Source organism: Pseudoalteromonas sp. SIMBA_162, assembly GCF_046535955.1.
GTDB classification, from domain to species: Bacteria; Pseudomonadota; Gammaproteobacteria; order Enterobacterales; family Alteromonadaceae; genus Pseudoalteromonas; species Pseudoalteromonas marina.
Window position 1 is genome coordinate 120,292 of sequence record NZ_JAWJBQ010000006.1, and the last position, 17,594, is coordinate 137,885.

At 39.4% G+C, this 17,594-nt stretch carries 18 protein-coding genes; 9 read left to right on the top strand and 9 right to left on the bottom strand.

The window, feature by feature from the left end:
• Nucleotides 1-120 precede the first annotated feature (120 nt).
• From R0J88_RS06350 to R0J88_RS06360, 3 genes are all read right to left on the bottom strand, one after another.
• Nucleotides 121-1,254, bottom strand: a complete 1,134-nt coding sequence (locus R0J88_RS06350; protein ID WP_410899448.1) for a response regulator — start codon at nucleotides 1,252-1,254, stop codon at nucleotides 121-123.
• 70 nt (nucleotides 1,255-1,324) lie between these two features.
• The gene (locus tag R0J88_RS06355) at nucleotides 1,325-3,298 is read right to left on the bottom strand and encodes an ATP-binding protein (protein ID WP_006794086.1); all 1,974 of its coding nucleotides are present in this window, start codon (nucleotides 3,296-3,298) and stop codon (nucleotides 1,325-1,327) included.
• A 118-nt stretch (nucleotides 3,299-3,416) separates the two neighbouring features.
• Nucleotides 3,417-3,905 (bottom strand): GNAT family N-acetyltransferase, encoded by a 489-nt coding sequence (locus R0J88_RS06360; protein WP_033024928.1) that lies wholly within the window; start codon nucleotides 3,903-3,905, stop codon nucleotides 3,417-3,419.
• Between the two features lie 81 nt (nucleotides 3,906-3,986).
• Between R0J88_RS06360 and R0J88_RS06365 the strand changes: the two genes are divergently transcribed.
• The 6 genes from R0J88_RS06365 to R0J88_RS06390 all read left to right on the top strand — a co-directional run bounded on the left by R0J88_RS06365 (nucleotide 3,987) and on the right by R0J88_RS06390 (nucleotide 9,415).
• The gene (locus R0J88_RS06365; protein WP_276754086.1) at nucleotides 3,987-4,562 is read left to right on the top strand and encodes a glutathione peroxidase; all 576 of its coding nucleotides are present in this window, start codon (nucleotides 3,987-3,989) and stop codon (nucleotides 4,560-4,562) included.
• A gap of 84 nt (nucleotides 4,563-4,646) precedes the next feature.
• On the top strand, nucleotides 4,647-4,928 hold the full coding sequence (locus R0J88_RS06370; protein WP_006794083.1) for a peptidylprolyl isomerase: 282 nt from the start codon (nucleotides 4,647-4,649) through the stop codon (nucleotides 4,926-4,928).
• 64 nt (nucleotides 4,929-4,992) lie between these two features.
• On the top strand, nucleotides 4,993-5,571 hold the full coding sequence (locus R0J88_RS06375) for a glutathione S-transferase family protein (protein ID WP_410899449.1): 579 nt from the start codon (nucleotides 4,993-4,995) through the stop codon (nucleotides 5,569-5,571).
• 17 nt (nucleotides 5,572-5,588) lie between these two features.
• Entirely contained in the window at nucleotides 5,589-5,939 is a 351-nt protein-coding gene (locus R0J88_RS06380) for a DUF2750 domain-containing protein (RefSeq protein WP_006794081.1), read from the top strand.
• A gap of 97 nt (nucleotides 5,940-6,036) precedes the next feature.
• A complete protein-coding gene (locus tag R0J88_RS06385; RefSeq protein WP_033019772.1) occupies nucleotides 6,037-6,717 on the top strand; it encodes a hypothetical protein in 681 nt (226 codons plus the stop codon).
• Nucleotides 6,718-6,841: 124 nt separating this feature from the next.
• Complete coding sequence (locus R0J88_RS06390; RefSeq protein ID WP_410899450.1) at nucleotides 6,842-9,415, top strand: M1 family aminopeptidase; 2,574 nt, start codon at nucleotides 6,842-6,844, stop codon at nucleotides 9,413-9,415.
• Nucleotides 9,416-9,533: 118 nt separating this feature from the next.
• Here R0J88_RS06390 and R0J88_RS06395 read toward each other — a convergent pair whose 3' ends face one another.
• Nucleotides 9,534-9,899 (bottom strand): hypothetical protein, encoded by a 366-nt coding sequence (locus R0J88_RS06395; RefSeq protein ID WP_006794078.1) that lies wholly within the window; start codon nucleotides 9,897-9,899, stop codon nucleotides 9,534-9,536.
• Nucleotides 9,900-9,960: 61 nt separating this feature from the next.
• Nucleotides 9,961-10,836 carry a hypothetical protein gene (locus tag R0J88_RS06400; RefSeq protein WP_410899451.1) on the bottom strand — a complete coding sequence of 292 codons (876 nt, stop codon included), beginning with the start codon at nucleotides 10,834-10,836 and terminating at the stop codon, nucleotides 9,961-9,963.
• 157 nt (nucleotides 10,837-10,993) lie between these two features.
• Between R0J88_RS06400 and R0J88_RS06405 the strand changes: the two genes are divergently transcribed.
• The 3 genes from R0J88_RS06405 to yjjG all read left to right on the top strand — a co-directional run bounded on the left by R0J88_RS06405 (nucleotide 10,994) and on the right by yjjG (nucleotide 13,198).
• Nucleotides 10,994-11,893, top strand: coding sequence for a phosphoribulokinase (locus tag R0J88_RS06405; RefSeq protein WP_138740409.1), 900 nt, complete (start codon nucleotides 10,994-10,996; stop codon nucleotides 11,891-11,893).
• A 75-nt stretch (nucleotides 11,894-11,968) separates the two neighbouring features.
• Nucleotides 11,969-12,508 carry an inosine/xanthosine triphosphatase gene (gene yjjX / locus R0J88_RS06410; protein ID WP_058428359.1) on the top strand — a complete coding sequence of 180 codons (540 nt, stop codon included), beginning with the start codon at nucleotides 11,969-11,971 and terminating at the stop codon, nucleotides 12,506-12,508.
• A gap of 15 nt (nucleotides 12,509-12,523) precedes the next feature.
• On the top strand, nucleotides 12,524-13,198 hold the full coding sequence (gene yjjG, locus R0J88_RS06415) for a pyrimidine 5'-nucleotidase (RefSeq protein WP_410899452.1): 675 nt from the start codon (nucleotides 12,524-12,526) through the stop codon (nucleotides 13,196-13,198).
• A 106-nt stretch (nucleotides 13,199-13,304) separates the two neighbouring features.
• Here yjjG and lpxC read toward each other — a convergent pair whose 3' ends face one another.
• The 4 genes from lpxC to R0J88_RS06435 all read right to left on the bottom strand — a co-directional run bounded on the left by lpxC (nucleotide 13,305) and on the right by R0J88_RS06435 (nucleotide 17,594).
• Complete coding sequence (gene lpxC / locus R0J88_RS06420) at nucleotides 13,305-14,216, bottom strand: UDP-3-O-acyl-N-acetylglucosamine deacetylase (RefSeq protein ID WP_008126813.1); 912 nt, start codon at nucleotides 14,214-14,216, stop codon at nucleotides 13,305-13,307.
• Nucleotides 14,217-14,319: 103 nt separating this feature from the next.
• Complete coding sequence (ftsZ, locus tag R0J88_RS06425; RefSeq protein ID WP_010555688.1) at nucleotides 14,320-15,564, bottom strand: cell division protein FtsZ; 1,245 nt, start codon at nucleotides 15,562-15,564, stop codon at nucleotides 14,320-14,322.
• A gap of 21 nt (nucleotides 15,565-15,585) precedes the next feature.
• Nucleotides 15,586-16,818, bottom strand: a complete 1,233-nt coding sequence (gene ftsA, locus R0J88_RS06430; protein WP_010555687.1) for a cell division protein FtsA — start codon at nucleotides 16,816-16,818, stop codon at nucleotides 15,586-15,588.
• On the bottom strand, nucleotides 16,815-17,594 hold the full coding sequence (locus tag R0J88_RS06435; protein WP_058428356.1) for a cell division protein FtsQ/DivIB: 780 nt from the start codon (nucleotides 17,592-17,594) through the stop codon (nucleotides 16,815-16,817). The genes ftsA and R0J88_RS06435 overlap by 4 nt, the downstream gene beginning before the upstream one ends.

Genomic DNA, 17,594 nt, shown 5'->3' on the forward strand with positions numbered 1-17,594 from the left:
ATAGAAGCCTATTTAGTACTAAAGCAAATCAGAGCTATTGGAGTGTGATTATTCACCATTATAGGGCGATAAACCTGATATTAATGGCAAACAAGCCCAAAAAGTAAGTCCATGTTTTTATTATTGGCTATGGTTTAGCAGTATCGAAAGCTCTCTTTCAATGTCTGCGAACGCCTCTTTTACTTGAATAACAGACTCCTCGCGGGCTACTGAATTTTGAATTGTTTCATCTACTTTTTTATAGATAAAAATTTCTTGGTCTTCGTCTAAACCCATTGTTGGAATTCTAACCTCAAGCTCTTCCTGAAGTTTTTTAAATACTTGTTCGTTGTTTAGGCGATTTTCATTAAGTAAATCTATCAAACCATGAAATTTACTGTGTACTGTACTTGCTACTGCGTTTAGTTTTACCTGCTGCGCATCTAATAAGTTCTTAGTTATTATGGCGCGTAACTGCTGTTCTGTAACACTAACAATAAAGCACACGTGATCGCGTATTCTGCCGTGTTTATCAGGATCGTGTCCTGGCATGTTTAAGATGAGTAAACTAATTAGCTCGTAGTTAACTAATAAGCGCTGCGAAAACTCATGCAAACGGCCTTTGTTTTTAAGCATTTCAAATAGCTCGATCACAATAGGCGAACAAACACCATGTAAAGCATAATGTTTAACAATAGAGTCGTATCTAAATTCTACATTACTTTGTAAATCAAAAGATTGTAGGCAATCAATAAGTGCTTTTGCTAAATCGTCTGGGTTAGTTATGAGTGCTATGCTTTCTACGTAGTTGACTATTTGCCCCATTTCGCTGCTGTTAGCCATAGCATTGAACGCGGTTGAAGTTGCCGCTTCTACTTGTTTTTCTAGGCTTTGTTTCTCTACTAATACTTGGTTTAGATTTTTTAATTTAGATCTAAGCTCATCATGCCCAAATGGTTTTACTATGTAATCTTCAGCGCCGGCTGAGTAGCCTTCCATGCGCTCCTCCACAGTTCCTCTTGCAGATACAAACATAACAATAATATGTGCGGTACTTGGGTTTGATTTAAGCGTTTTACACACTTCGTAACCACTCATCTGCGGCATGCTTACGTCAAGTAAAATAACTTGAGGCATATAGTCCTCAACCATATCCAAGCATTCAGGGCCACTGTTGGCTAGCCTTAACTCAAAATCTAAGTCTTCTAAAATTTCTTCAATTATCTCAAGGTTAAAGGGCTCGTCATCTACTGCTAGTATTTTTGTTAAAGCCATAACTAAATCATCCTTTTAAATTCAAAAATAAATTGTATTAACATAAACAACTTACTGTTTTAGCATACTTTTATTCATCGACTAGGTGTTCGTCTAAATTTATTTCAAGTGGTAATTTTATGTGAACTGTGGCACCACCATTGGTATTATTACACGCGCTAATTTGACCTTGATGCAACGATACAAATTCTCGGCAAAGTGCTAAGCCTAGCCCCGTACCGCCCGCACCACTGTTTGTTTTACTGCTTTGCACAAACTTTGTGAAAATATGATCAAGCTCATCTTCAGGAATACCTATACCACTATCAATGACTTCAATATCAGCAAATTGGCCATCCGATGCTAATTTAAGCGTGATGTTACTTTTGGGCTCACTAAACTTTAATGCATTGCCCAATACGTTGCGCAACAACTGATTTATTTGCTCTTCATCGCATTGCACAATGACCGGTGAATCTGGCGCAGGAAAAATAATATTAATGTGTTTTTCCATCGCCGTGCCCGACACATCGTCAATGCTTGTTTTAATAATGCTTTCTAAATTATGAGGGCGCGGGTTAAACGGAAATTTACCCACATCAAGCTTTGATAAATCAAGAAGGTTATTTAATAAAGATAGCAGCCTATCGCCACTACACTCGATACGAGATAAGTATTTTAGTAACTTTTCTCTAGCAAAGTCGCCAGCTTCTAGCTTATCGAGTCCAAAGCGTGCAAAACTTAAAATTGAGTGCATGGGGGTTCGCAGCTCATGTGACATATTTGCTAAGAAGTCTGATTTACTTAAATTTGCCGCTTCGGCTACATTTTTAGCATGCTCTAACTGCGATGTACGGGCTTTGACCTCTTCTTCTAGTAACCCTTTAGCTTCTTGAAGTAGCTCTTCTTTTTGTTTTAAGTGAGTTACATTTTTGAAAATTACAGCCAGTGCAATCTCACCATGGTGATCTATTTCGTTAAAAGAGCCAAACAAAGGCACTGTTCCACCGCTTTTAATGGGTAGACGTAAATCGTAACTGAACTGACGATTGCTGTTTAATGTTGAAATTTTTTCTTTGATTCCAGCAATCGAATCGTTATCTAAAAAATCAAATAACGATTTACCAGAAAGCCCGCTAAACGGTAGATCTAACAATCTTAAGCAAGCGTCATTTGCTTCAATAATTTGACCGTTGCGTTTAAATAGCATGATAGCGTCAGGAGTGTGTTTATAAATAACTTGTAGCAAGCTGTCTTTTTCTATTAGAGCGTCGACGGTTTCTTGAAGGCGCTCAACTAACTCGGCATTGCGGCGTTTTAATAATTCAGTTTGCCAAAGCTTATGCACTGATTGCAGTAAAATATTTTCATTGAGCGGTTTAATCAGTACGTCTTCAACACCTTGGCGAATAGCTTCAATCATTGAAACTTGGTCAGGGCGGGAAGTGAAAAGTAAGCACCGTGCATTTGGTTGCGACACTTTTAATTTTGAAAATATTTGAAGGCCAGTCGCTTCACCAAGGCTAAAATCGCTAATTAAAATATCGATTTTATTACTTTTTGCAATAGTGAGTGCGTCATTTAAGCTGCTTGCCGTAAGGGTTTTAATATGTGCGCCAATTAAATTGCTCTTCATATTATCAAGGCGATTTTGGATATGATCGACCAACAATATAGTGGGCAGTTGCATCATATGGTTAGAGTCTAGCTCTAATAAGCTTTCTAAAAGAGAGGTGATCTCTTTATTAGAGAAGAAAGGATAAACAACCGTAGCATCAGGTACTATTTTATTTAGGCCTGCAAATGCGGTTAACTGCTCTGTATTTTCGGTTTTAGGGGCAAGTAATAATAAACGCCCATGAGATAGTTTATCAATTAGCGGCTTAATAGGGGCAACCGGCACGCCGTGAGCTATAACAACTAAATCGTAATTTTCGGCGTGAGTAAACATCTCAAGCATAGAGAAATGAATCAGCTCAACATTACACCCAATGAGCTCTAAGAGTACTTTTACTCTCATTGCTATGATGGTGCTGCTGTCTATGATTAATATTTTTCTAGCCATTAAACTACACTTACAACCAATAAAATTAATATGTTACCAGCGTAGTATAAAAACACGAAAAAAACACACATTCCTGTGCGTTATTTGTAAACAAATATGACCAATAAATAAGCGTAACTTATTCTAAATGCTTACCAAATATGGTTAGGCTGTATAAGTTATTATCCATAACGGCAACGTTTGGTAACTCCCCCCACACATCAAAACCAAAGTGCTTAAATAACTTTACGCTTGGCAAATTATGGCTAAAAATAAAGCCAAGTAACACGTTAATATCAAGCTTTTTAGCCTCCGATTGCGCAAACTGCATTAACTTTTTACCCAAGCCTTTACCTTGTGCATTTTTAGTTATGTAAATGCTCATTTCTACGGTTCCATCGTAAGCAGGGCGTCCGTAAAACGATTTATAACTCACCCAGGCAAGTACAGTATCGTTTTCGCAATACACATAAATTGGGCGTTTTTGTGTATGACTATTAAACCAATCTTTTTTTTCTTCAACAGTTACTTCTTCGGTATCTGCCGTTACCATTCGCCCTTCTATGGTTTCGTTATAAATGGCGACAATATCATTAAGGTCGTCAATAGTTGCTAAGCGAGTTGTCATAGTAAATTTAAGTGGTTGATCAATTTCCTCCATATTAGCGTATGATCAGCCAATCAAACAATCGGATAGTTAGGTAATATGATGCTTAAAAAAATGATAATAGGGTTTACTGCGTTATTGGTTAGTTCAACTTTAATGGCACAAACACAGCCAAGTAATGAAGCCGTAAATCCCCAAGCCTGTGACGATTTTACTAACGTTGATATCCGAAAGCTTCGCTCTAAAGAGTCCATTAACTTATGCGACTACAAAAACAAACCTCTGTTAATTGTTAATACTGCGAGTAACTGTGGCTTCACCCCTCAGTTTGAAAGCTTAGAAAAACTACACAAAACATACAAAGACGAAGGGCTTGTAATATTGGGCTTCCCTTCTGATGACTTTTTCCAAGAAGAAGATAACGAAAAAGAAACGGCCAAAGTCTGTTTTATTAATTATGGGGTCACCTTTCCTATGTTCGCCACCAGCGAAGTGAGAGGAAGTGATGCAAATCCTATATTCAAGCATTTAAACGAGCAAACAAGTTCGCCCAATTGGAACTTTTATAAATATTTAGTATCTGCTGATCGTAAAACAATTTTACGATTTAACAGCAAAGTAAAACCAGATTCAGAAAAAATGATTAAGGCAGTGGAAAATTCCCTGTCTAAAATCTAAATTTATACTGGTACAATTTGTACAAACTAACTAGTATGGCAATACACTAGGTTAAAAAAACACCACTTATAATCAGGAGATTTTATGGCAGTGGCAAGCGCACGACACATTTTGGTAGACAGCGAAGCACAATGTTTAGACTTAAAAACAAAAATTGAACAAGGCGAAGACTTTGCTGAATTAGCAAAAGTACATTCTAATTGCCCATCAGGACAAGACGGTGGCGCTCTGGGTGAGTTTGGCCCAGGTATGATGGTTCCTGAGTTTGATAAAGTGGTTTTTTCTGCCCCAATAAACCAGGTACAGGGCCCTGTACAAACGCAATTTGGTTACCATTTACTTGAAGTTACTAGCCGTTCAGAATAAATTGAGCTTTACTGCTATTAACGTTTAATAAAAGCCGCTTTAGCGGCTTTTTTTTGGAGTGATTATGCAATTAATTGGTTCTGTTCCCTCACCTTACGTTCGTCGAATTAGAATATGGGCTCTGCAAAACAACTGTAATATAGAGCTTATAAACTTAGACATATTTTCAGCTCAAGACCGCCCTAAAATGGCCAATAAAAACCCAGCCCGAAAAATACCTATTTTAATTGATGGTGATTTAACACTGAGCGACTCAAACTCAATAATACGCTACTTATTAGAAAAAACAGGCAAATCAAAGCTAAACTGGCCGCAAGAGCACTTACTTACCACTATTAATGCCTGCAACGACTCGCTTGTTGAAATGCTATTATGCAAGCGCTCAGGTTTAGATACACAAAGCGATGCATTATTTTTTAATCTGCAAAATGAGCGAATAGAACAAACATTAAGCTTTTTAAACAACCATTTAAACGATGAACAATTTAAAAGCTGTGAATACCTCAACATCAGTTTATACTGCCTGCTTGATTGGATTAGCTTTCGTGAATTAACTGACTTTAGTCAGTACAGTGAACTTGTTGCATTTCATGCACAATTTAGCGAACGTCAATCAGCAATAGAAACTAATCCTCGTCACTAACTTAATAAGGTAAACACATGAGCGATATTGAAATTGAATCACAGCTAGTTAACTTCGTAGAAAAAGTACGTGTTAGCGAAGTCATTTGGGCACTGGGCGCAGAAGATAATGGCTTTGTAGTGTGCGACTCAAACCAATTTGACGACACTGATGTTTTACTGCTCTGGGAAAGTGAAGAAGCGGCTAAAGCGCAGTGTAAAGAAGAATGGAAAGATTACAGTCCGGTAGAAATTAACCTTGATGAATTTTTAGATGCATGGGTTGAAGATTTAAATGAGGACGACGCATTAGTTGGCATTAATTGGAATGATGATCAAGTATGTGTTGAGATTGAACCAACGGGTTTAGCTCGTGCATTAAGTGAATAATAATTTACACACAGGACCTTAAAGCCTGATAACCCGACTAGCATCTAGTGCTAGTTGGGTATAAAATAAAACATCTCACTATTTTCAAGGTATTACGTTGAAAACCCATCTTGGTCGCCGCCCTTTTTCAGCCATGGAACTGCACACTATTTATAATGGATATATATACGGTGATGTTCGACTCCCCCGCGAGCAAGCAAAACATTGGCACTTTTGGCTGCCACTAATAGCCTATTACAGCGGTGCTTACAGTGATGAAATTGGCTGTTTAACACTTGATGATCTTTGTATTATTGATGATATTTTATGTTTTAGCTTTCATACTCACGGTAAAATAAAGCCCCGCTTAGTCCCTGTACATAAAGCACTTATCGATGCAGGATTTAGCGATTATGTTGAGTTTATAAAGTCTAAAAACCACCAGCGACTTATGTTTGATCTCCCGGCTAAAACAGGCAGATACAGTGAAAAAGTACGTATTTGGTTTTCGGGTGAAGGCGATCGTGCCGGCTATTTGCAAAAATGTGATATCCCCAACGTTGACCAGCTCGGTATGAAAACCGCCATTAGTAGCTTACGCCTTAACTTTGAACAACAAGTGCGTATTTATGCGCTTCAGGCTAACTCTAAAGATGCTTTTAATTATTTAATGGGTTTTAATGAATACCCAGATAATCAGTTTGATGAAATCAGCTTATTAAATACGGTTATTCAACAAGTACGTATTATAAATACACAACTCAGCTGGCAACGTTTTCTATCACGCGAAAGCCACTGACAAACTTTGTTACTATTTACCATCAAAGCCACTTCTTAAATCAATTACGCGCCTCACAAAAACTGGTAGGATAAACTGTACCCATAAAAATCTGGGCGTTTCTAACAATAAACAAGGGATCACTATGTTTCTTAAAAGCCTCTTAACTGTGAGTGTTGCGCTAGCAATAAATGCAGCAAACGCTAACGAATTCGTTATCGAAAAACTCGCAAAACCAAGTTCGCAAAATGTATCGCTGACACTTGACCCAAGTAAAGATACATTCACAGGGATGACTGAAATTGCCTTAGAAGTATTAAAACCAACACATTACATTGAGCTAAACGGTGTGGATTATGCTGTAAAAATGGCGCAACTTTTAGGTAAAGAAAACTGTGACTTAAGTAATGAAATACTTAAAACAGGTAAAGTTAAATTTAGCTGTGATGAAAAAATCCAACCGGGTAAATACACGCTTAATATTGATTTTTCTGCTCCCTACAACCGCCAAAGTGTGGGGTTATACAAAACATTGGATCAAGGTACGCCTTACTTATTTACCCAATTTGAAATGAGTGATGCACGTCGTGCCTTCCCCGTTTTTGATGAACCAAGCTATAAAATTCCTTTTCAGTTAACAATAACGGCTCCAAGCTCACAAAAAGTATATACCAATACACCAGAACTAAAAACAACAATAAATGGTGATATGACAACCCACTTTTTTGATAAAACACCGCCTATTCCATCATATTTAGTTGCAATGGCTGTTGGCCCGTTTGAAGAAATAGACATTGAAGGTATGCCCATTCCTGGGCGCGTTATTACTCCTCAAGGTAAAATTCATTTAGCCGAATATGCTAAAGATAATATGCCGCGCGTACTTGCAGCATTAGAAGAGTATTTTGGTATTCCTTATGTGTATAAAAAACTCGACTCAGTTGCCGTACCTGAATTTCCATTTGGCGCAATGGAAAACTCAGGTTTAGTAACTTACCGCGAAGACATTTTACTCGTTGATTTAGCTGCAGCGACACGCAGTAAAAAACAACGTAACGTATCTATTATTGCTCACGAACTAGCACACCAATGGTACGGTAACTTGGTAACCATGAAGTGGTGGAATGACCTGTGGTTAAACGAAGCGTTTGCAAGCTGGATGGCAGCTAAAATGACCAAGCAGCTAAATCCTGAGTTTGAATCACATTTAGACTTACCACAAAATAACGTAATGGCATTAGACGCCCGCTTAAGCACTAAGCCTATTCGTAAGCCAATTAAAACCGAAGCTGACATTATGGACGGTTTAGGCCTTGCATACAGTAAAGGTAGCTCAGTACTTGCAATGGTTGAAAACTGGATTGGTGAAGAAGCATTCCAAAAAGGGATTCAGCGTTACTTAAAAGACTTCTCTTATAAAAATGCAGAAGCGGCTGATTTATGGCAAGCACTAGGTAAAGCATCAAATAAAGATGTAGCTAGTGTTTTAAAATCATTTATCGAGCAGTCTTCTTTTCCTCTTGTAAGTGTTAAACAGCAAGGCAAAAAAGTAACCATTTCACAAAGCCGCTTTGTGAATGCTGGTGTTGATGCGCCAACACAACTTTGGAATGTGCCAGTAACGATTAAATACGGTGCAGGCGACAACGTTAAAACAGCCAGTGTTTTACTAAACAAACAAAGCCAAACGCTTGATTTAGATTTTGCGCCAGAGTGGATTTACCCTGACCAAGGTGCTCTTGGCTACTACCGCTGGGTAATGGATGACGCGCAATTTAACGCATTAATTGAAAACGCGCCAACAGTGCTGACTGACCGCGAACGTTTAGCGCTATTATCGGCCACCGATGCACTGCTTAAGGCTGGCGTTATCTCTGCCGCCAAGTTAATGCAAACACTTGAAGTATTTGTAAGTGACAGCCACCCTCGTGTAGCAAATACTGCACTGGGCTACTTAGTATCGCAGCAACGTACGTTCAAAGATGAAAGCAATAAAGACTTATGGCCTGCATTTATCCGTGACGCAGTGACTCCTGCTGCTAAAAAATATGGTTTAGAGGCAAAAATTGACGAAGATGGTGCAGTATCGCAACTTCGTGCAGCCGTTATATCACGCTTAGGCTTTGATGGCGAAGACCAAAACGTAATCAATAAAGCCAAAGAACAAACGCAAGTGTATTTGACTAATCCTCAAAAAGTAGACCCATACTTAGCAGGTGTTTATTTAAGACTCGCGGCTTTTCATGGTGATAAAGCCTTGCTTGATCAATTCATGACAACATTTAAAACGACTAAAGACCCTCAAGTGCGCACTAACATGCTAGCTGCTATGGGCTTTTTTGGTGAGTCTGAGTTACAAAATACAGTGCTGGCTTACAGCTTAACTGATGAAGTAACCGCCTCTGATATGCGTACTATTTTATCTGGGCAAAGTTACACAGAAGAGCGCCAAGCATTATTTATCGATTGGGTTTATAACAATTACGATAAAGTAACAGCAAGTTTACCGCCGTTCTTTATTCCTAATTTACCGTACTTTACAACCGTAGGCTGTGATGCCAAAAGCTTAGCAACCACTCAAAACTTCTTTAACGATAAAATTTCAGAAGTGCCTGGGTACAGCCGTACATTGAGTAAACTAGAAGAAAGTACGCTTGATTGTATTGCACTAAAAAAACGCGAGCTTGATTCGGTTAATAGCTTCTTAAACAGTAAATAACCACTATGTGATTAAGCTATAAAAAAGCCGCTGAGTATTCACTCAGCGGCTTTATAATTTTAGGGCGAAACTAATTAACTCGAATTCTGGATAATAAACTTCTTAACTAAAGTTCAGATTAATTACCAATGATCATCGTCAACTTAGCAATAAAGTCTTTTGCAGCTTGCTCTGAATTTATTTTAAATGCGACACCATAATGAATTGGTTGAGCGCTTTTATATATACGAGTTGGAAAACGGGTCATTTCACTGCTATGAAAATACCCTTGTGCACGTGTTACACCATCTATGTCATTAAAGTCATCGCTAAATACTTCAAACGCAGGGCGAATCACTATTTTACCTTTACCGCTTTCACTGTGAGTGTAAAAGGCCTCTTTAGAATTAACTAACATGTATTCAGCAATGTTTTTAATTTTAAAATTACTTCTGCATTGTAGTTTTATAAGCTGCTCTGTTAACTCATCTGCACTGTACGCCATGTTTATCCCTATTCGTTAATTTGCGTATCACCTTAACGCATACGCAGTTTGAAGTCTTACTTTATTGTGTTACGTCGCATACAAATGCAAGCTTATCGTTGTTATAACTCATTCGGGTGATATTTGTTTCGCAGTATGTGCTTAAATCAAGCCATTGCGATATCTCATTACTGCCATCGAGCTTACGTTGATAAACCCGATTTTTAATAGCGTAAGCAATTGTTTTATCATCTTTTAAAATGAAGTCTTGTACCTGAGTGGGTAGCCTTAATAAATCGCCTACTTGTTTATTTTGTGGATTAAAGCTCGCTAAAATATGCTGATCATTTTTAGTGTAACTAAATAAAAACATCGCCGCGTTGTGGTTATAAATAAGTGTACGAGAAATATCACTGGCGGCTATTTCACCTCTAGCAGCGTCTACTGAGGTGTATTGAAGCGTATGCGGCTGACCTAAAATAAACATCACTAAATCGTTTTTAATGCCCCAAGCATGGTAGCCAACAGGCTCTATCCAATCAAAAATACGACTAGGCGCACTTTGTGTATCAAGCGGATACTGCCACAACTTTTGTTTTGAGTCGGCCTCTACAACAATGGCTGACAAACTTGTTTTATTAGGCATTAACGTTGGCGAATACTCACTGACAGGTGTATTTGTTAAGTTAGTTATTTCACGTGTTGTTAAATTGTAGTGTGCAATATCGGTTTGGCTTTGGTTATTAGTTATTACCTCATGGGTAAAGTATAAATCGTCATTAATTAAGTAAGGCTGGTTATTGTAACTTGTTTTGTCGCTTACTATGGTCACTTGAACACCATATGGCGTATTTAAATCAGCAAGTAATATTTGGCTTTTAGGCATGTTAGCGTGCGCACAACCTGCGGCTAACGCACTTAATGAAAAGAAGCTAAGTAATGGTTTTAAAAGTTTCATGCTTTCTCTCGTTTTAATTTTAAGCACCTCATGATAACGTTATTTGCTGATGGCGTCACTTGAGCTTAGTCAGTCAACACGTAAGATACCCAAACGACTTAAAAAAGTGTTAAGTTTAGTCTGGTTATATAGCCTGGTCCTAAAAAAGAGAATTAACATGTCAGCTAAAAATCCTATCATTGCAATTACTGGTTCATCGGGTGCAGGCACAACTACCACGACAAATGCCATTAAGCATATTTTTCGTAGCCTAAATATTCAGGCAGCATTTATTGAAGGTGATAGCTTTCATCGTTATACACGTCCCGAAATGGACAAAAAAATACGCGAAGCCCAACAAGAAAGTAAACATATTAGTTACTTTGGCCGTGAAGCTAACGACTTTGGCGCCCTTGAATCGTTATTTAGTAATTATGGTGAAACAGGGCAAGGCAAATTGCGCCGCTACTTGCACACCTTTGATGAAGCTGTACCTTATAACCAACTGCCAGGCACATTTACTCCTTGGCAAGACCTTGAGCATAATACAGATATTTTGTTCTACGAAGGTTTGCATGGCGGAGTTGTTGACCAAGACGTTGATGTAGCCAAGCATGTTGATTTACTCATAGGCATGGTACCTATTATTAACCTTGAATGGATACAAAAGCTAATCCGCGATACTTCAGAGCGAGGCCACTCTCGCGAAGCCGTGATGGGGTCAATTGTGCGTAGTATGGACGATTACATAAATCATATTACCCCTCAGTTTTCACGAACGCATATTAACTTTCAGCGTGTGCCAACCGTAGATACATCAAACCCATTTAGCGCAAAAGACATTCCATCACTTGATGAAAGTTTTGTTGTGATCCGCTTTAGAGGCATTGAAGATGTTGATTTTCCTTATTATCTGAGAATGATTGAAGGCAGCTTTATGTCGCGTATTAATACGCTGGTAGTGCCGGGCGGTAAAATGGGCCTTGCAATGGAGCTTGTATTAACACCGCTGATAAAAGATATTATTATGAAAAAGCGCGCACTAGAGAACCTTGCTCCGCTTGATTTGCCTATTTAGTATTATCGCTCTAGTGCTCTTTTTTGTTTAACAGAAGTCACGTACACTGCTGATTTTACTCAATACGAGATCAGCATGTCATCATTGTTAAAAGTTATAGTTGGATCTAAAAATCCAGTAAAAATAAATGCAGCAAAGCATATTTTTACTATGTACTTTCCAAATAACACCATTGATTGCCTAGGTGTTAACGCTCCTTCAAACGTGCCAGATCAACCTATTGGTGAAGATGAAACACGTATTGGCGCGCAAAACCGTGTTAACTATTGTAAAAAGCACCATCAAGCCGATTACTACGTGGCAATGGAAGGCGGTGCAGAGCAATTTAGCTATGGTGCAGCGACCTTTGCCTATGTTGTTATTGATAACGCCACAGAACAGGTTGTAGGGCGAAGCAGTAACCTTCCATTACCCAATATACTTTTTAAAGCATTACTTAATGGCGAAGAGCTTGGCGATGTAATGGATAAAGCATTTAACACCACAAATATAAAACAAAAAGGCGGCGCCATTGGTCTGCTTACAAATAACTATGCAACACGTGAAAGTACCTATACCCAAGCACTAACCTTGGCCATGGCACCCTTTTTACATAGCGACCTTTATCGCAAATAAAATACAGGAAATTGAATGAAATACAGCTACGTGTTGTTTGATGCAGACGAAACTTTATTTAGGTTTGATATATTAGCCGGTATGACCCGTATGTTTAAAAAATACGGCGTTAACTTTACTAAAGACGATTACATTCACTATCAAAAAACCAATAAACAACTGTGGGTTGATTATCAAAATGGCGTTATTAGCGCTGATTACTTACAGGTAACCCGCTTTAAAGAATGGTCAGCAAAATTAAATGTACCCGCTAAAGAGTTAAACGATGCATTTTTAGATGCAATGGCGCAAATTTGTGAGCCATTACCAGGTGCTGTAGAGTTGCTTAATAAATTAAAACCTCATGCTAGGTTAGGCATCATTACTAATGGCTTTGCTCGCCTACAAACAGTACGTTTAGAGCATACTGGTTTAAAAGATATGTTTGAATGGTTAGTTATTTCTGAGCTTGTAGGTATAGCAAAACCTAACAAAGCTATTTTTGAACATACCTTCGAACTGATGGGTAACCCAAATAAGAGTCAAATATTAATGGTGGGTGATACCGCATCAAGTGACATACTTGGCGGTAATAATGTAGGTATAGATACATGTTGGTTGCAACACCCTGGTGAACAATTACCAGAAGGAATAACCCCCACTTACACAATAACCAAATTAGAACAGTTACAGGCCATTTTAGGTATTTAATTTTTAAAACTTACTATTTTAAAAAAATAGATACATAGCAAAAAAAATGACGCTAATAAGCGTCATTTTTTGTAACTGTTTTAAGTGTGTACTTTAAAGTGCTTGGTTAGGCTGTTGCTAACTCAAGACCGGGTGCAGGCATCGTTACAGGCGTTTCAAATGTTGCCCACTCCCACGCTGACTCGGTTGCCATTACTTTACGAAGCAACTTATTGTTTAAATCGTGACCCGACTTAAACGCAGTCACCTTACCTAAAATGTTATGGCCTGTCATAAACATGTCACCAACACAGTCTAGTATTTTGTGCTTAACGAACTCATCGCTGTAGCGTAAACCATTTGGGTTTAGTACTTTAAACTCGTCAAGTACTACTGCGCTGTCCATGCTGCCACCTAAAGCAAGGTTATTAGCATGCATGTATTCAATATCTTTCATAAAACCAAAGGTACGAGCACGGCTAATTTCTTCAGTAAAGCTTTGAGCCGTGATGTCTAAACCAACACGCTGACGACTTTCGTTAATAGCCGGGTGATCAAAAGCGATTTCAAAGTCGATGTGAAAACCGTCGTACGGTTCTACTTCGGCCCATTTGTCGCCTTCTTCAATACGAACTTTTTCTTTAATACGAATAAAGCGTTTAGCTGCATTTTGCTCTTCAATGCCGCCTTTTTGTAATAAATAAATAAATGGTAATGCACTACCATCCATAATTGGCACTTCTGAGCTGTCTAATTCTACAATTAGGTTATCAATCCCCATTGCTGCAACCGCAGCAATTAGGTGCTCAGTAGTTGATAAACGAACGCCATCTTTGTTAATTAAACAGGTACACAACTGCGTATCGCCAACGGCTTCAGGTGTTGTTTCAAATTCAACAACCGGATCAAGGTCGACACGACGAAATACAATCCCAGTATTTGCGCTCGCAGGTCGGAGAGTTATTGTGACCTTCTCACCTTTATGAAGTCCAATTCCTATGGCTTTGACTACTTCTGCAATCGTACGCTGTTTAATCATAGGTTCGCTCACTTAAATTTATTACAGTTAGACGGCGGATAGTAACATATATACGCGCGCCTTACAATATTCGCTCAATTTACCAGCAAAATAACGTTTTTTATTAGTCTGCTTGTTTGCGTAAAAATGCAGGGATGTCAAAGTAATCACCACCCTCTGATTTATCCGCTTTTTTACTCGTTTGCGACGACGAGCTTGCTGTATTGCTAGAACTTGCTGAACTCGCTTTTTCTGCGCTTTCAGTTTGTGCTTTAGCTGCACTTTCATCGGTGCTGTCTTGGCTTGCAAAGCTAGGCACATACATGCTGCTTGCTTGGTTAGACGTGTTTGCAACATCAGAACCCGAAGCCTTTTTAAAACCGTTATCAACAATACCAAACTGTGGACGACGATCGCCGCCTAAACCCGTTGCAACTACAGTTACACGTAACTCGTCGCTCATTTCAGGATCAATTACCGCACCCACAACAACCGTTGCGTTTTCAGAGGCAAGTGCTTTAACGTGGTTACCGACAATTTCGAATTCTTCAATCGCAATATCCATACCCGCGGTGATATTGACTAAGATACCTTTGGCACCTGTTAAATCAACGTCCTCCAATAATGGGCTTGAAATAGCAGCTTCTGCGGCTTCTTGTGCACGATCAGGACCTGACGCAGATGCAGTACCCATCATAGCAGTACCCATAGCAGACATAACAGTTCGTACGTCAGCGAAATCCACGTTAATTAAACCAGAGCGCGTAATGAGTTCTGCAATACCTTGTACTGCACCAAATAATACGTCATTAGCTTTAGCAAATGCATCTAGAAGTGTAGTGCCTTTGCCTAAAACTTTAAGTAATTTATTGTTTGGAATTGTAATAAGCGAATCTACAATTTCTGACAACTCGCTGATACCTTGTTCAGCTGCCGCTGCACGCTTCTTACCTTCAAAGTCGAAAGGACGCGTCACTACCGCAACAGTTAAAATACCCAGCTCTTTAGCAATTTTAGCAACCACAGGCGCAGCCCCTGTACCTGTACCGCCGCCCATGCCCGCTGCGATAAATACCATGTCGGCACCTTCAAGGCTTGCACGAATAGTCTCTGCATCTTCTTCAGCCGATTCGCGGCCTACTTCAGGGTTTGCACCCGCACCTAACCCAGAGGTTATTTGTGTGCCTAATTGAACTGTTACATCAGCAGCCGAATTTCGTAATGCTTGCGCATCTGTATTAGCGGCAATAAAGCGCACGCCTTCGATTTGCTGTTTTACCATGTGCTCAACAGCGTTACCGCCGCCGCCGCCCACGCCAATTACTTTTATTACAGCTTCTTCGCTGTGTTGTTCCATTATATCAAACATGTTCACTCTCCGACTTGAGTCTTAAAACTCGCCTTGAAACCATTTAGTAATGCGGTTCCACCAATTATTGTTATCCTCTGCTTTCGACTTTTGTGCATTCATCGATTGCATGGTGCGCCCGTATTGTAACAAACCAACAGCGGTTGCGTACGAAGGATCATCTACGTAGTCTGTTAAACCAACCATCCCGATTGGTTTACCTATTCTTACTGGCATTTGAAAAATGTCTTCCGCCACTTCCATTGCACCAGTCATTTTAGCAGTTCCGCCTGTTATAACGAGACCTGCCGCAATTTGGTCTTCTAAACCTGAACGACGAATTTCTTCCATCGCAAGTTCAAATAATTCTCTGAAACGAGGCTCTACCACCTCTGATAATGTATGACGTGACATTAATCTTGCAGGGCGCCCGCCTACACTTGGTACTTCAATAGTGTCTTCACTGCTTGCCAATTGGCTGCTTGCACATGCGTATTGTACTTTGAGTGACTCTGCATGCGATATAGGTGTACGAAATATTTTTGCAATATCACCCGTTACCTGATTACCCGCCACAGGGATTACTGCTGAATGACGCAGCGCACCGTTGATATAAATAGTGATGTCCATTGTACCACCACCAATATCGAGTACAGCGACTCCAAGCTCTTTTTCATCATCTGTGAGAACTGAATAACAAGAAGCCAATGCTGTAAATATCAATTGGTCGACTTCAAGGCCGCAACGCTCAACACATTTCTCTATGTTTTTAGCCATGTCGTTAGAGCAAGTAATAATGTGAGCACGTGCCTCCATACGCACACCGCTCATGCCTAGTGGGTTTTTAATCCCTTCTTGCATGTCTATGCTGTACTCTTGCGGTAGTGCATGCAGCATTTTACGTTCAGCTGAAATAGGCACAGAACGCGCAATGTGAATCACATTTTCAATATCTTCGTCTGTTACTTCAGTATTATTAATAGCAACAACACCGCTTTCGTTCTGGCATTGAATATGTTTACCAGAAATCCCCAAGTACACCGAACTAATTCGACAATCTGCCATTAATTCGGCTTCATCTATAGCGCGGCGAATAGACTCAGACACTAAGTTTAAATCGTTAACGCCACCTTTATCCATACCATGGGATACCTGGCTGCCCACACCAACAATGCTGAGCTTGTTATCTGCGGTGATTTCACCTACCGTGGCTACCACTTTCGAGGTACCAACGTCTAATCCAATCACGAGGTTTCTTTCTGCTGACTTAGTCATGCCTTACTCTTATTTTGTAATTGTTCTTCTTGCACTGGCTTAAAGCTCACTGCAAGGCCGGTATCATACCGTAAATCGACTGCATCTATCTGTGCTTTTTCTGGATATTCCATACGTGGGTAAACGTCTATAAAACGTTGCACACGCTTGGCTTTATCCCTACGCCCTAAATTTAAGCGCACCCCGCTATCAAGCCAAAGCTGCCAAGAAAAACGCTCTGATAAAGCTAAACTTTTAAGCGTTAACGCGTTTACTTTAAGCATTTCGTCAAACTGCTTAAAAGCAATCCATGCTTCTTGTTCGCTCCCTTCTGGGCCAAATAACTGAGGTAAATCTTTACTTAACTTATCGCTGCGAGCTTGAAAAGCCTCACCGTTGTTATTAATTAACAAGTCACTATTCCAATGCGCAACCGCCTCGTGTTCAACAACGTAAACCTGAATCGTATCAGGCCATTGTTTTCGCACCGATACAGTGGCCACCCAAGGTAGATTTTGCACTAGCTGTTGTACATGTTTTACATCAAGCTCAAAAAAACTACTTAAATCCGCTTTTTTTATTGCTGTTATTATTGCGGTTTCATCTGTGTATTTAGGATGCCCTTGCACCGTTAAGTGCTTTATTTGTGCATCTTTATTTTTTACTAACCAATCAGATACACCCGTTGTAATTTGCACTAAGCCTATAATAACAAATAAAAAAAAGCTCACGCCAAAAATCAGCGACCAATTTAGGTTCTGTTTGATTTTATGAGCTTTTTCTAAAAGGGGATGCAT

Coding starts and splice junctions, on each gene's coding strand:
- R0J88_RS06355 (WP_006794086.1), bottom strand. CDS start 3,298: ATGGCTAGAAAAATATTAATCATAGACAGCAGCACCATCATAGCAATG.
- yjjX (WP_058428359.1), top strand. CDS start 11,969: ATGTCATCATTGTTAAAAGTTATAGTTGGATCTAAAAATCCAGTAAAA.
- yjjG (WP_410899452.1), top strand. CDS start 12,524: ATGAAATACAGCTACGTGTTGTTTGATGCAGACGAAACTTTATTTAGG.
- R0J88_RS06405 (WP_138740409.1), top strand. CDS start 10,994: ATGTCAGCTAAAAATCCTATCATTGCAATTACTGGTTCATCGGGTGCA.
- ftsA (WP_010555687.1), bottom strand. CDS start 16,818: ATGACTAAGTCAGCAGAAAGAAACCTCGTGATTGGATTAGACGTTGGT.
- R0J88_RS06365 (WP_276754086.1), top strand. CDS start 3,987: ATGCTTAAAAAAATGATAATAGGGTTTACTGCGTTATTGGTTAGTTCA.
- R0J88_RS06370 (WP_006794083.1), top strand. CDS start 4,647: ATGGCAGTGGCAAGCGCACGACACATTTTGGTAGACAGCGAAGCACAA.
- R0J88_RS06400 (WP_410899451.1), bottom strand. CDS start 10,836: ATGAAACTTTTAAAACCATTACTTAGCTTCTTTTCATTAAGTGCGTTA.
- R0J88_RS06390 (WP_410899450.1), top strand. CDS start 6,842: ATGTTTCTTAAAAGCCTCTTAACTGTGAGTGTTGCGCTAGCAATAAAT.
- ftsZ (WP_010555688.1), bottom strand. CDS start 15,564: ATGTTTGATATAATGGAACAACACAGCGAAGAAGCTGTAATAAAAGTA.
- R0J88_RS06435 (WP_058428356.1), bottom strand. CDS start 17,594: ATGCATCCCCTTTTAGAAAAAGCTCATAAAATCAAACAGAACCTAAAT.
- R0J88_RS06350 (WP_410899448.1), bottom strand. CDS start 1,254: ATGGCTTTAACAAAAATACTAGCAGTAGATGACGAGCCCTTTAACCTT.
- R0J88_RS06380 (WP_006794081.1), top strand. CDS start 5,589: ATGAGCGATATTGAAATTGAATCACAGCTAGTTAACTTCGTAGAAAAA.
- R0J88_RS06395 (WP_006794078.1), bottom strand. CDS start 9,899: ATGGCGTACAGTGCAGATGAGTTAACAGAGCAGCTTATAAAACTACAA.
- R0J88_RS06360 (WP_033024928.1), bottom strand. CDS start 3,905: ATGACAACTCGCTTAGCAACTATTGACGACCTTAATGATATTGTCGCC.
- R0J88_RS06375 (WP_410899449.1), top strand. CDS start 4,993: ATGCAATTAATTGGTTCTGTTCCCTCACCTTACGTTCGTCGAATTAGA.
- lpxC (WP_008126813.1), bottom strand. CDS start 14,216: ATGATTAAACAGCGTACGATTGCAGAAGTAGTCAAAGCCATAGGAATT.